Source organism: Peptoclostridium acidaminophilum DSM 3953 (assembly GCF_000597865.1).
In the GTDB taxonomy this organism is placed as follows: Bacteria; Bacillota; Clostridia; order Peptostreptococcales; family Peptostreptococcaceae; genus Peptoclostridium_A; species Peptoclostridium_A acidaminophilum.
In genome coordinates this window covers 600,650-613,479 of sequence record NZ_CP007452.1, presented here as the reverse complement: position 1 = coordinate 613,479, position 12,830 = coordinate 600,650, and the positions used below count along the sequence as shown (strand labels likewise).

Below are 12,830 nucleotides of genomic sequence, written 5' to 3'. Positions count from 1 at the left end.
TTAGCCCTTGAGAATAGAAGTTGTTATTCCTGTTACAGCTGTACTAATAAACGCGTTGGCAACCAATTTGATCGTTTCTATGACCATAGGCAATCCTTTTTCGGTTATTGCATCTTTAATCTTCTTCCACTGAGAATCGTCTCGAATCTTATCTAAGAAGTCATTTCCATCCCAAGTTAGTGAACCAACTCCAAAACCATATAACTTATTATCTGCATACTGTGCCTTATAGTCTGAAATCAATCCAGCTTCATGTATGATTTTGCAATGGTAAGCAACCATTTCAGCATCGTATCCATCAATAGTCAAATTGTATATAGCCGTTGATTGATATATATTTTCTATTTCCAGTAATATAAGCCGGACTAGATCCATATTTCGCTTCATTTCATGATCCTCTTCTTTCACAACATCAAGTCATTATAAACATCACGTTAACATGTACAGGAAAGCACTTTCCATTAAAGTTTAACCTACAACACTTTTTGCCATCGCCATATACTCGTTCTTAACATCTATCGGTGCCAGGATCGACATCTTGTTGCCAAATCCAAACACCCAGCCATAAAAAGTAGGGCTAATTGATATATCCACAATAGCCTTAAAGCAATTGCTGCCAAGCTCATGCGTTTTTACATTTTCGCCAAATCTATCCACAATGACATCCATTAGATCATTTGTGCATTTTAGTTCAACAGTTTTTGTTTCTCCGTCGAACATTTCAAAAACGCTCTTGGCATACTCAGCAATATCGAAGTCTACAGGTTTATGAAGAATTTCGTTCTCAGTGATTATGGTATTTGCCATTCGGTCAACACGAAATTTGCTGACTTTTCCGTGCTTATCACAATAGCCGATTGCATAATAATGATCTTCACTCCAAATGAGTGCATATGGGCTTAGACTATATACAAACCCGTTATTTTTGAAAATCTTCTCTTTCCTGCCTGTATACTGATAATACTTAAACTCAATTTGCTTGTTACTATTGATTGCGGAGTGAATTGCATCTACTGTGTAATAGATTTCTTCATTCTCGGGCTTAATTCGTTGATCAACATAAATATGTCCATGCAGCTCTGATGCTTGATGCATACTAACCAATGTTGTTAACTTACGAATAAGGTCTGTACTCTTTTTTTGAGTAATGAGCTTTGAAGATTCGACAGCATCAATTAGTAGCTTAATTTCAGCTAATTCAAAGTCTCGATTGCCGATAAAATATCTATTCTGTGTAGACTTAATTGTGATAACGTCTACTCCGGATTCCTCAATAGATTCAATATCAGTCATAATAGTTCTTCGGTGCGCTACAATGCCTTGTTTTTCAAGCATTTCAATAATCTCAGTAATTGAAATTGTATTCTCTTCGTCAGTGCATTCATATAGGATTTTAAGAATGTATAAAATTCGCGACTTATTATTCGTACTCATATGTTATAGCCCTTCATCTTCAAAAGTTGGATATTCATCATAAGTTTTACCTTCAAGCAACCTACCATTTTTTTTCTTATTGAAGCCTCCCCATTGCTTAAAGAAGAATGCAACTTTTGATTTTTTCGCATTGTCTCTTAATTTTATTACCCATTCTTCTTTTATTGGTCTACTTCCGTGCCCCGATTCTCCACCAACAATTAACCAGTCAATACCATCAAGATTTAGCGAATCCAAATCTGATAATAATGGCTCAGCTGATATAAACTTGACCGCTGCGGCCGATCCCTTTAAATGGTCTGCTCGATTTAAATATTCCTTGCTCTCAATAGTTACTCCCATCCAAATGTTCGACGTCCAAGTTATTTGAGGTGCCAGCTTAGCAAGACGCTCAGAACGTTTTGTCAATACTTGAAAGGTATGCCATGATGCTTGATTCATTGTGTCAAAAATGCTCAATATAACTTCATCTGACAATTCTTCATGAAAAATATCCGACATCGAATTCACAAAGATTTTTCTTGCAGCTTTCCATTCTAAGGGAGCCGTTATTAAATCAGAATGTACAGTTACTTCAAACTCATTTTTGTATCTTGGGTTATGCATTGCTTTTAGTCTTTTAGCAAATGTTGCTGCGTAACAATGTACACAACCTTCAGATATTTTGGTACATCCCGTAACTGGGTTCCATGAACACTCTGTCCACTCAATTTTCGATTTATTTGACATTTTTACACCAACAATTCTTGTTTTATTTTGAATTCTCTTTTATCTGTAATGTTCTTTCTAGCACTCTTACCTTTCTCAATAATAGGAGTAATCTTTCCCTTACAACACATATTTTCTAATGTTCCTTTAAGTTCATCAAATGTGTACGGAGTTACTTGATAGTGTTTTTCCATGTTATATCTGTCTAGCACTTCAAGGAGAGATGCAACTGTCCATGTATTGTTGAAATAATTTGGTCTGTTTGTAAAGCAAGTTTTTATAATCTCGACAATTGATGAATCAATATAATCTGCACGATTAAACAAAGAAATTTGCAACTGGTCTTTGCTGTCAAATCCCAAAAGGTCACTATAAAAATTACTATGCTTTACCATGACCTTCTTCATTTCTAAAATTGCTTTATGGCTTTTTGTAATAAATACTATGTGATGACTTAATTTTTCCTTGTCATCCGCTTCGAACCCGAACGGAAGCACATATAACTTATAACCTGAGTACTTATCTTTAGCCATAACTTCATATAGGTTTCTCGAGAATAGCTCGACAATCATCTGAGTTTTCTGTTTCTGACCATACGACGAAGAATTTACCACATTCATAACATTTTGCAGCTGATCACCGAAAATCATTTTAAAATGGCAGTTCTGAGACTCTTTAGGCATATCCATCAGACATCTATTAGAATTGAAAAACAGTACACAATCAGAACCAATATTTCTAACTAAATCCCAAACGTGTTTTGCTGATACATCTTTATAACCCCAAGGGTCAATAAATGAAAATATTGGCACTTTTCTATCTGTATATTGCTTTATATTTACTTCACCCGCTCTTTTGTTCATAATAGTGGGTTTATATTTCAACCGACTCATTACTTCATGATCAGATATATTTTTATTTAAAAGACTTACAAAGTCCTCATTTTCATCATTAAATACAACTTTTAGTTTATTTCTAATATCATCATTTTGGAAATTGTTGACAAGGTCAAGTAGTGCTAGAGGAGTTGAATTTGCACCATCGTCAAATTTTCCCGGGCCGCAAAATAAGTCCAAATAAATAATTTCGTTTGAGTCTTTCCTAACGGAGTTGTTAATAATCGGAAAATAAGCTTTGAAGAAATCGGTTACGATTAATGTTTTTATTTTTGACTTTTCCTGTTGTTGTCCGAAAAAATTATCAGTTGTTGACATTCAACTTCCTCCTTGTAAGATAAATATAGGGTTAGGGTTCAAAAACCCGTCCGAATGTTCCTTGATAACTTAACATTTATTGTTCAGATGAACCAGCGACACTCTTGAATGAAAATCACTAAACTTCGTGCTATAATCTCACTTGTCAGAGAGATAGATGTGCGTTCCTCCTGGATCCCTCACATCATGAGGTCTTATCCGTAAATTAGCGTGTCACTCCACAAGGACGATTCGATGTTTAGCTGGTTGGGCCACCTTCTGGTGTTACCCGTTTCAAATGCAAGGTTGTTTGGCGTCCTCAAACAAAGTGGATACTCTGATTCATTCTAAGCAGAAAGGTTGTGTTACTTTGTCCCAATTTTTAAACGATTTTGTTGTCGGAATTGATGTTTCATCAGAGTTTTCTGTAGTTGCAATGATAGCACCTTCCGGAGAGCTCATCCGCAAGCCTTTCAGGATTGACCATAATCCTGCTGGATTTAACAAGCTGCTCGAGATTCTCAAAAAAGAAGAAGAGCGGTTAAAACGAAAGCCCATCTACTTCGTAGAATCTACGGGTATCTTTCATTTACCACTCTTCTTCTTTCTGAGATCGAATGACCTCAAAGGTTTTGTCCTAAACCCTTTATGTGTCCATTCTACCAAGAATTTCGACATTAGAAAAGTGAAAAATGATAATAAAGATGCCGAGGCTATCGCAAGGCTTGCAAAATACCAGGATGTAAAGTTTTCCATGATGCCCGAGCCTCAAATTCTCGCACTTCGCATGATGGTGAGGGAATATTACTCCCGCTGTGACATGCTCACTGAGATGAAAAACAGGCTCTGCACGGATCTTTACTTGCTGTTCCCGGGCTTTCTTGATGTGTTTTCCAATCCTTTTGGAAAGACCGCGTTGGCTGTTTTAAGCGCTTATCCTTCGCCTAAGGATGTTCTAAATGCAGACCCTCAGCAGTTGCTTGAGCTCATTTCCAAAAGCGGCAGAAAAGGCGAGAAGTGGTCAGCCAAAAAAGCTCTGCAACTTCTTGAAACAGCACAGCTTTCTTTGAGTATGCCAAATGAATTCGCTCTGCTTGACTCCAAAATAAGATTCCATCTTGATGGAATCGACAGCTTTAAAAAGTGTCTTAATGCTATAGAATCACAGTTGCACACTATCATCGACTCAAGCGACTTTCCTGACACCGCTCGAAAGCACATCGAGCTTTTGGATCAAATGCCTGGCGTAGGCTTTATCAGTGCGGTCACTCTGATCGCGGAAATCAACGATTTCAGCCTATTCAAGTCTCCAAAGGCCTTTACAGCTTTCTTTGGCATAGATCCATCAGTCAATCAGTCGGGCAAGTTCACTGGCGACCGCAACAGGATTTCTAAACGAGGCACCCGCATTGGCAGAAGAGTTCTCTTCACAATGGCTCTGTCCTCAATAAGAACCACCAGAAACGGCGATTCCATAAATCCGATTCTTCGCGACTACTATTTGAAAAAATGTGTCAGCAAGAAGAAAAAGGTGGCCCTTATAGCCGTTATGCATAAGTTGCTCCACTACATTTTTGCGGTTCTTCGTGACTTAAAACCGTTTGAATTTAGAAGCCCGCAGGAGCACCAAGCATGGAGAAACAACAAGCTTCAAACTGCACCAAAACATGTTGCTTAAAAATTGCTAAAATGTAGCTTCTCCAAGGTCATTGTTCGGATTTTTCAATGGCTTGGTTTCTCATACTCTTTTTTAAGATTGAAAATTTCTAAAGAAAATCAATCAGATTTATTGACTTTTATTAGCTGGTCTTTAACAAATACTAATTCAGTTCATTAGCTCAGATTAATAATTTTCAATATATAGTTAAAAATTTTCAGTTAGTTTTTTTAATTTATCACACACTTCAACGATTTTACTTTCGCCAAGATCGATGAATCTAACTCCGTTATACTCCGATATTTCTTCTAGAAATTTATCGATACTCTCAACGTTTTCTCCTTGATAGTGTTTCACCAACCCAGCACAAATTGCTGTTACCATTCCACCATATTCGATAAAGTCAGAATTTACGATTCCGCCAAGAGCGTATCTTTCAGTACCTTTACCAATTAAGCTTCGCACTCTCTGTTCAATATAAACAGCATATTGATGTAAATTCATATAAACCCCTCCTTAGGCAATAAAAACAAGACACGCAACTATAATTATCACTATAGGTATACTTTTTAGTATCACATTTTTAACATCTATGGCTCTGATGGTTCTTTTTTCATCTTTTCCAATTATTATGTGAAATACTAATAACAAAATCGAAAACAGAACAATGTAAGGCAAGTCAATTGCAAGTATTGTTTGAGCGGCTTTTAGTGGTTCATCAAAATTGATTTTAACCGAACCAATCAATTGAATATTAAACACTATCATTGCAACAGCAGTGATTATTAACGTTAAAATTTCTCCTATTCTTCCATAGAACGAACTGATTTTGCCATTAATGTTGCTTTCCATTTCTAAAAACTTATCCTCATAATCTTTTTTTAAAGCTTCAATTTGTTTTTTCATTTCGGCAATTTCATCAAGTGTTTCTCTTGCTTCTTTGTACTCCTCAAAAGAAAATGATTTCACCTCACTGGTATGATGCAGTCATAGACAAATAGTAGTCTTCTACATCATTTCTAATCTATATCAAGGTTGGTAAGAGGGTTCTCCTCGGATATGTCATCCAACCATTGATACGTGTTTAAAGTTTCAAGATTTTTGTATAGTTACTTACTCCTAGACTTTGTCTGCTACATAAGGTATCATTTTCCATTGGATAGGGAAAAGGACGTTCACCTCCTAGGGAGTTGACTCTCGTTCAACGATACCCGTAACTAAGACAGTCATTCCATTCAATGAAAATTTATGTTTTAGGCTGGTTGGGAGCCCTTAAGCTATACCCGTATCACATGCCAGGTTGTGTATTCATTGTTGTTTATGGAACCCTATCGGAAGGAGTTTACTATGAATAACCGTAATTATCTGTCCGCTGGTATCGATGTCGGTTCAGCCTTCAGCTGGATGTCCATCGTCGACCAGAGCGGGACTGCAATCCAAAAACCTTTTAAGATCACACATAACAACTCGAATTCCTTGGAAAAGGCTGTTTCTGCACTAAAAAAAGCAGAAGAGCTGTATTCCATGAAATGTCGAATATTTCTGGAATCCACAGGGATTTATCATTTCCCACTCTTCTGCTTCTTGGTTGATTCTGGCTTTGACGTGTCCATAATCAATCCTATTATCACACATTCTGTGAAAAATGCAAGCATTAGAAAAGTGAAAAATGATAAAATCGATTCTCTCGGTATTGCCAAACTTGGTCTTTCTCATGATTTGCCGGTTTCTCAGTTTCCAGCAAAGCTCGTTCTTGAGCTTCGCACCCTCACTCGAAAATACTATGACCTTACGGATGAAAAATCTGCTCATATCAACAGGCTAAAGGGCTATCTGCATACTGTGTTTCCACAGTACATTGGTATTTTCAACGATATTACCGGCACCACATCCACCATGATTCTTCGCCAGTATGGTACTCCGGATAAAATACTTCGCGGCCATAAAAAAACCATGATTTCTAAAATCTCAAAAGCTTCAAGAAAAGGTATCTCCAAAGCTACTGATCGTTATGAAAAGCTTTATCAGGCCGCGCTAGCTGCTAAATCCTTTGGCTGCCAGATTGAAAGTGTCTACTTCAATATTTCACTGACGCTTGATCTGATTGAACGATTGGCTTGTGCCATTAACTCCATTATGGAGCGTATCCAGCAATTGGTTGCCTTCAATAAGAATGAGGAATTTGTCAAACAGATTTCATGGCTTAACTCCATCAAAGGCGTTGGATTTCTTTCTGCTGTAACCATCATGTGTGAGATTGGCGATTTCTCAACCTTTAGGAGTCCTAAACAGCTTTTTGCCTTCTTTGGCCTGGATCCTGAGGTAAACCAGTCCGGCAACTTCAACGGCACTGATGTCCATATGTCCAAACGTGGCTCCAGAATTGCCAGACGCGCTATTTTCGCTGTTGCATTGGCTTCTATCCGCAGGAAACGAGATGGTGAAGCAATCAATCCGTATCTTTGCGATTACTACATGAAAAAAGCCGCTCAGAAACCTAAGATGGTTGCTCTTGGTGCTATCATGCACAAAATTTGTAACATCATATTTGCAGTCCTTCGTGATGAAAAGGGTTTTGAGCTCCGTTCACCTCAGGAGCATTGCAAGCAATATAAAAGACCAACTCAGATGGCTGCATAAATACACGTCCGACATATGCATAACTACCACTTGTTCGAAAATCCAATGGATTTACGTTTATTTAGGTTACCCTTTTTTAGGACAGCAACAAATCAAATATTTTTTCGTATTAACCGTTGACAATAACTAGCTGGTCTTGCCGGTATTAGAGTTATTGAAAAGACTTCCAGATAATTGCGGCCTTCTGAAGTAATTAAGTACTTCGTCCTCTTTCCTTCTTGTTTGGCAATTAATAATTTTTTATCTCTAAGAGAACTTAAGTATTTTGAAGTACTGCTACGTGAAGCTTCCAAAAAGTTCGAGATTTCATTACTATCTACATCACTATAACCAGTGTTTATCTCTTTGGATCTGAGATATGCTAATATTTTTTCTTCTGTACTTGTCAATTTAAAATCCATGCTGCCCCCTTATTCCACTCCCAAAGCTTTAAAAACAGCGTCTTCTGGGCTATTGTAAAAACTAATTTGAAACTTTGAGAAAAGCTCAGGAGGAACGGTTCCAATATCTACTGCAGATGACATTGGCAGCAAGATTCGTTTTCCACCAGCATCAAAGCATGCTTGTAGGGTATTGGCGAGCTCTTCAACCTTATTTATTGTCCCACCAATACTCATACTCCCCAGTATCACCATCTGGCTCTGAACCGGCTTTTTAAGTGCTCCTGAGCATAATCCAACAAATGCTGCTAGTGACAGTTCGTCTGTCATACCAACACCTTGACAATCTTGAACATGCATTAAAAAATCACTATTTTCAACTGAGATTGTACCGGAGATATTCTTCTTGTTAGCCTTGAAGTAATTAAATGATGTCGTGATGCTTTCTTTGACATCTCTGCCACCACCAAGACCTGTCTTCTCAAATTTACCTGAACCACTTACAACTTCAGTTTCAATTTTGTATACCCCAAGCATACCTGAGTCTCCGTGACCTACGGTGTAGACATGACCCGCTTTTCCCATTCCTTCTGGAATAAGCTTGCTTCCACCTTGTTCAGGAACCGATACAAACTTTTCTTCCATTGACTCGTTATCAATGTATGAGAAATGCACATCATAGAATTCCATGCCGCCAATTTTTTTAAGTTGCTCTTTAACACGACGGCGACCTTCAAGGGCATATCTTAATACAGTTTCCACATCATCTTTTGTAAACTCCCCATTAGGGTACAGAAGTTTCATTAATCCGGATACTGTTTTTCTTACTGCTATTACATCTCTTTGATTTAGGTTATTACCAAGCTTAAAGTATTTATCAACCGAATCAGAGAATGAACGTTTTCGCATTTCTCTCATGAACTCAGATATATAATCAGTAATGAACCCATATTCGTTGGTAAAAAACTCTGGGCGCATCTTTGGTATTTCCCAGCCTGGGATATAATAATGCATCCTGTCAAAAAATGCAGAATCATATGCCATAGCCTCGGGGAACGGATCAAATAAGTGAGATGTCTTTAAAAGTACTTCAACACTCTGATTGATGTTTCCGACAAAAACCATTGAAGCAGATGCTTGTTTCTCTTCTTTCCCTCTAGCAAATGACCCCGATGCCATGAAGTCTTTCATAATCTGAATTCCGTCTTTATCTTTGAAAGTTATCCCTGCAACCTCATCAAATGCGACTGTATCCCACATTCCTACAAGACCAATTTGTCTCGATGACATATTGTAGAAGAGATTGGCTACAGTTGTCTGTCCACCAGAAACAAGAATACTGTTTGGTGAGATTTCTTTATAGATATGAGACTTACCAGTACCTCTTGGTCCTAGCTCGCAAACATTGTAGTTGTTTTCAACTAGAGGAATCATACGAGCGAGCAGATGCCATTTTACTTTGTCCGTAAACTGTGTTGGCTCCATTCCAACGGAGCGAAGAAGAACATCTATCCACTCTTCAGAAGTAAACTCTTTACGACCATTAAAAATTTCTTCCAAATCTAAATTAGGCATCTGAATAGGCGTCAAGCTAGTAATGTTAAATGGACTTGCTCCTTTGATTTCCTCATCAAAGTAATATTCCAATTTGACAATGCACCAAATGCCACCACAAAGAAGTTTTTCATATTCCTTAACATAGTTTGGAGATACCGCAATTCCTTTTATTCCGAGATTTGAAAATTCCGCTTCATAAACATCCTTCTTCTCATTTAATGAAACAGTTACCTTATCTATAACGGTGTAATTTCCAAGCTCTCTAACTTTACTCTTTACCTTTTCAGCTTCATCTGGTCTTACATAGTTCTCTGCCAAAATCCGTTTAACGCTATCAATACCTGTTGCTATAGCTTCATCATCTGTTGTTGCACAGTACATTCCGAGCAAATACTCAAGAACATATACAGGTACATTGGCACCTTCTTTTATCATTTTCGTCAAATCTTTTCTAACGATCTTTCCCGCAAAGTAAGAATTCAGTTTTTCATTCAGATCCTTTTCATATGTTTCCATTTATCCACTTACCTCTCTTAAAGATTAAATCCGAAGTCGTCTGCAAAAGCTAAGTCCATTTGTACTTCATGCCTTAAGACTTCAAGAGCATTTTTTTCATCATAGGCAACCAAATAGTACTTTCGAGACTTATCGTATTTCTTGTTCTTAAATGTAAACTTCAGTCTGAAAACTCTCTTACTCGCATCCTCGTCCTTCTTATCAGCCACGTACATATTATCATTGGATATTTTCTCATTATCACCAGATATAAAGTACACCTTGTATGTTGTTTCTTTATTTACATCAGAAACGGCTTCTGTTTGAATGAAATCTAAATTGGTTGTCAAGTTGGTTATTTTGTGAATCAAACTCACAAGTGCAATACTGACTGATTTTGTTTCTGTATGAGCCTTGCTCGTCTTCACGTCAATGACTGGAATCAACATTTCTTGGAGTGACGATCCACCATGCACGAAATTTTGTCCGCCTCCAGCTACTTTGAAAATATCACTTCCAATAGGAACTGAAATGACACGTTCGTCATGATTGCCCAATATGTCTCCCAAGGTCACACTACCTATGCCTTCAGCAGCAACAGCTTCATTGGCTATAACATAACGTCTGCCCACAAAGGCATCTTTTTTATCAAATCCACCAATCTTATCACTTTCAGCCAACTTATCACGTTTATAAATGAATCCATGATCAGCAGTAATAATAAAACGTGTGTTGTTTGCACTGGTCAATCTCTTGATCATTGTATGGATTTCATTGATGGCCTCTTCACAAGCACTAAATACTTCATTCTCAGTATTTAGTTTATCCCCTCTGGCATCTATTTGATTGTGGTATACATAGACCACATCTTGTCCAGTGAAGATTTCCTTCAGATCTGCGATCTTCATTGTTTTGATGTCATCGAACTGTACTGTACGACTATTTAGTACGGCACTCTGGAGAAGCTGCTCTCTAGTCTTTAGATCATCGCAGATCTTTCCATCAACAAGTACTTTAAAATCTTCGCTCATTGTCAGCTCTTTGTGTGGAAGTAGCGCCGACATCCCGAACCTAGTATATGATGGCAAAACGCTCTGCATCATATTCATGGATGCATTACATTTCTCGTCGGACATGAGTTTCTTAAGTAATGTCTGCCCAACCTCAAAACGAAGCGCATCGGAAATAATCACGACTATTCGCTCCTTTGCATGCCGGATAAACTTGTTATAGAATTCATGCTGCTTGATTAATCCGGTGTCTCCTTTGCACTCTAAAAAAGATCGATTCCATGCGACTGACAGCGGATCCAGGTAGCGGTTGGTATAAATATTCTCGACTAAGTCTCTCACATTCTCATAAGGAGAATTGCTGGTCAATTGATCATAATGATAATAGAAATACCTATACTTTTGGTCAACTATATAGTCTTTTGCAACATAGCTCTTCCAAATATCGAGTGATGATTTTTGAGGTTCAAACCTTGAAGACATTATAATGTGATACGCATTTTCCAAAATGTAATAGTGCGGATAGTACATTTGACCAAAGTGCATTTTTCTTCTCATTTTGCACAGTTCAGGTATTGAGTGTCCATTCAATTTAGCTGCAGTATCTTCACCTTCAAGTCGATCAATCATCCACTTAAGAATAAATACATCTGTTTTCTTGAAGAGCTCAAGTTCTGTGTAATCATTGACATTCAATTTGTCAAAAATGGCATCCCCATTCAGTGTGCTATAAACCAAATCTGACAAAGCATCAAAGTTCTCTTTGTAAATTAAGCTATTCATCAAGCTATCGAGAAAAGCAATAATGTTTCCCGACTTATGGGCGCAATAATTTTTCCAAGCTTGAGGAAGTTCTATACGAATCACCTTTGAAGTATAGGTTGCAAAGAGTGTATAAACCATTTTACTTAGGGTTGGAGAAACATCCGTATAGCCAAAAGTCTCCTCGCACATCTTCCAAAATGGTTGAAGTAGGTCAAACTTATTAAACTCAGCTAGATACTTGTTGTCTTCTAAATCACCATCTGTGATTACTGTACGAACGATTTCCTCAAAGGATACAATCTTAGTCTTACAGAGAACTCCCATCAGGGCCGTTTCGATGATGCTTTTGCTAAAGTTCTCTATTTCAAGCTCGTAAAACTTTTGAGTCCTTTCTTTTGATCCAAAAAACTTTATATAATGCTGCAGCACTGGTTTGTACTTTTCATCAATCCCTAAGTCAACTGCCAGTAAAGAAGCTCGATCCGCGAAAAATTCTTTAGAATACCGAATCGTGTCTGCAAGATGATTATCCTTAAGGGCAGGTTTCGGAAATGGAGCATATAATAAGTAATTAGTTGAGGTATCTTCACGCTCCAAGAAATACTTGATTTTAAACTGATTATCACGCTCTTGCTTCAATACCTGCGCATTTTCAAGTTCTATGGCATCTATATCTGAACTGAACTCAGCGCTTGCATCATACCAAAATATCAATTTTCTTATGTCAGACGCAAACTCAGCATTGAGTTTATCTGTAATTTGTTTTAGGTTAAGCTCTGCCATCTCATCACCATCCGTGACATTAGTCACCACTATCCTTTCTTTCAGTTTTCTTAGCTTGATCTTCTGAATACTGCAGTATAGTAGATAATGGCTTTGTTTGTACTGTCTGCATCGGATTGTGCTGGGGTCCACTATTTGTGTTACCAATATTCTCTGTTTTATTTATATTATCCGCTTCAACTTTGCTTTTATCGTTATCAGACATAAT

Annotated in this window: 12 protein-coding genes; 2 read left to right on the top strand and 10 right to left on the bottom strand. The window is 37.6% G+C overall.

Translation table 11 applies throughout. The features are described from left to right. From EAL2_RS03195 to tcmP, 4 genes are read right to left on the bottom strand one after another with little or no spacing between them, the layout of a single operon-like run. Entirely contained in the window at positions 1-408 is a 408-nt protein-coding gene (locus tag EAL2_RS03195) for a DUF2513 domain-containing protein (protein ID WP_242842487.1), read from the bottom strand. A gap of 60 nt (positions 409-468) precedes the next feature. Beyond that, positions 469-1,434, bottom strand: coding sequence for a helix-turn-helix transcriptional regulator (locus EAL2_RS03190; protein ID WP_025434977.1), 966 nt, complete (start codon positions 1,432-1,434; stop codon positions 469-471). 3 nt (positions 1,435-1,437) lie between these two features. Beyond that, positions 1,438-2,163 (bottom strand): DUF5131 family protein, encoded by a 726-nt coding sequence (locus EAL2_RS03185; protein WP_025434976.1) that lies wholly within the window; start codon positions 2,161-2,163, stop codon positions 1,438-1,440. 2 nt (positions 2,164-2,165) lie between these two features. After that, a complete protein-coding gene (tcmP, locus tag EAL2_RS03180) occupies positions 2,166-3,356 on the bottom strand; it encodes a three-Cys-motif partner protein TcmP (protein WP_025434975.1) in 1,191 nt (396 codons plus the stop codon). Positions 3,357-3,705: 349 nt separating this feature from the next. Between tcmP and EAL2_RS03175 the strand changes: the two genes are divergently transcribed. After that, a complete protein-coding gene (locus tag EAL2_RS03175) occupies positions 3,706-5,013 on the top strand; it encodes an IS110 family RNA-guided transposase (protein ID WP_025434457.1) in 1,308 nt (435 codons plus the stop codon). A 186-nt stretch (positions 5,014-5,199) separates the two neighbouring features. Here EAL2_RS03175 and EAL2_RS03170 read toward each other — a convergent pair whose 3' ends face one another. Both EAL2_RS03170 and EAL2_RS03165 read right to left on the bottom strand, forming a co-directional pair. Next, complete coding sequence (locus tag EAL2_RS03170) at positions 5,200-5,496, bottom strand: hypothetical protein (RefSeq protein WP_025434974.1); 297 nt, start codon at positions 5,494-5,496, stop codon at positions 5,200-5,202. Positions 5,497-5,508: 12 nt separating this feature from the next. Further along, positions 5,509-5,961, bottom strand: coding sequence for a hypothetical protein (locus tag EAL2_RS03165; protein ID WP_038601683.1), 453 nt, complete (start codon positions 5,959-5,961; stop codon positions 5,509-5,511). Between the two features lie 378 nt (positions 5,962-6,339). Between EAL2_RS03165 and EAL2_RS03160 the strand changes: the two genes are divergently transcribed. Further along, positions 6,340-7,632, top strand: coding sequence for an IS110 family RNA-guided transposase (locus EAL2_RS03160; protein ID WP_038601674.1), 1,293 nt, complete (start codon positions 6,340-6,342; stop codon positions 7,630-7,632). Positions 7,633-7,724: 92 nt separating this feature from the next. Here the strand turns inward: EAL2_RS03160 and EAL2_RS03155 are convergent, their stop codons facing one another. From EAL2_RS03155 to EAL2_RS03140, 4 genes are read right to left on the bottom strand one after another with little or no spacing between them, the layout of a single operon-like run. Then, entirely contained in the window at positions 7,725-8,033 is a 309-nt protein-coding gene (locus EAL2_RS03155) for a transcriptional regulator (protein ID WP_025434972.1), read from the bottom strand. Between the two features lie 9 nt (positions 8,034-8,042). Then, entirely contained in the window at positions 8,043-10,085 is a 2,043-nt protein-coding gene (brxL, locus tag EAL2_RS03150) for a protease Lon-related BREX system protein BrxL (RefSeq protein ID WP_025434971.1), read from the bottom strand. A 17-nt stretch (positions 10,086-10,102) separates the two neighbouring features. After that, positions 10,103-12,622 (bottom strand): BREX-1 system phosphatase PglZ type A, encoded by a 2,520-nt coding sequence (gene pglZ, locus EAL2_RS03145; protein ID WP_025434970.1) that lies wholly within the window; start codon positions 12,620-12,622, stop codon positions 10,103-10,105. Positions 12,623-12,641: 19 nt separating this feature from the next. Continuing rightward, complete coding sequence (locus EAL2_RS03140) at positions 12,642-12,827, bottom strand: hypothetical protein (RefSeq protein ID WP_025434969.1); 186 nt, start codon at positions 12,825-12,827, stop codon at positions 12,642-12,644. Between the last annotated feature and the right edge of the window lie 3 nt (positions 12,828-12,830).

Excerpts from the sequence above, each read along its gene's own strand:
- EAL2_RS03190 (WP_025434977.1), bottom strand. The coding sequence starts at position 1,434 with ATGAGTACGAATAATAAGTCGCGAATTTTATACATTCTTAAAATCCTA.
- EAL2_RS03185 (WP_025434976.1), bottom strand. The coding sequence starts at position 2,163 with ATGTCAAATAAATCGAAAATTGAGTGGACAGAGTGTTCATGGAACCCA.
- tcmP (WP_025434975.1), bottom strand. The coding sequence starts at position 3,356 with ATGTCAACAACTGATAATTTTTTCGGACAACAACAGGAAAAGTCAAAA.
- EAL2_RS03170 (WP_025434974.1), bottom strand. The coding sequence starts at position 5,496 with ATGAATTTACATCAATATGCTGTTTATATTGAACAGAGAGTGCGAAGC.
- EAL2_RS03160 (WP_038601674.1), top strand. The coding sequence starts at position 6,340 with ATGAATAACCGTAATTATCTGTCCGCTGGTATCGATGTCGGTTCAGCC.
- EAL2_RS03155 (WP_025434972.1), bottom strand. The coding sequence starts at position 8,033 with ATGGATTTTAAATTGACAAGTACAGAAGAAAAAATATTAGCATATCTC.
- brxL (WP_025434971.1), bottom strand. The coding sequence starts at position 10,085 with ATGGAAACATATGAAAAGGATCTGAATGAAAAACTGAATTCTTACTTT.
- pglZ (WP_025434970.1), bottom strand. The coding sequence starts at position 12,622 with ATGGCAGAGCTTAACCTAAAACAAATTACAGATAAACTCAATGCTGAG.
- EAL2_RS03140 (WP_025434969.1), bottom strand. The coding sequence starts at position 12,827 with ATGTCTGATAACGATAAAAGCAAAGTTGAAGCGGATAATATAAATAAA.